The 531-nt window shown below is 56.3% G+C and carries 1 pseudogene; it reads left to right on the top strand.

The window, feature by feature from the left end:
- Nucleotides 1-304, top strand: a pseudogene (locus tag CFR72_RS16955) (hypothetical protein); the annotation flags it as partial.
- Nucleotides 305-531 lie beyond the last annotated feature (227 nt).

Raw genomic sequence — 531 nt, forward strand, 5'->3', positions numbered from 1 at the left:
GCAGGCGGCAATGGATGCAGCCACAGACAAGATGGCTGAACTCTACCGGGGCGAGAAGCCGCAACCGGGCCTGTCTGAACTGGGTACGCACGGCGCTGGCGTGGTGATTGCCGATTACTGCCATGACCGGAACCGGACAGACGATGACTACCAGCGTGCCTTGACGGCAACCCTTGAGGCATTGGGTGATTTGTGGACGGAGCGCGGCATCGGGGAAGTGGAGCGCAACCGCATGACCGATGAAGTGATGGATACCAGCCTGCGCCGCTGGTTTGCCCTCACAGGAAGGGTCGTGGCGGGGTGATGGCAGGCGGGACGATAACAGGACGACCCACAAAGGAATATGGATCAGACAGACAGGCAAGGGGCTTCCAGAAATGGAGGCCCTTTTTTTATGTGTATGGGTAACACCCGTACACCGACCTTCTTACTTTGTAGGCCAACCTTTTTCATTACGTTATCGAAACAATCATATCCCCCATCCTGCCTGCCAAAGCCATCCAAGCGGCAGTTTTAAGAGGGGTATTAAGG

The organism is Gluconacetobacter entanii (genome assembly GCF_003206495.1).
Taxonomy (GTDB): Bacteria; Pseudomonadota; Alphaproteobacteria; order Acetobacterales; family Acetobacteraceae; genus Novacetimonas; species Novacetimonas entanii.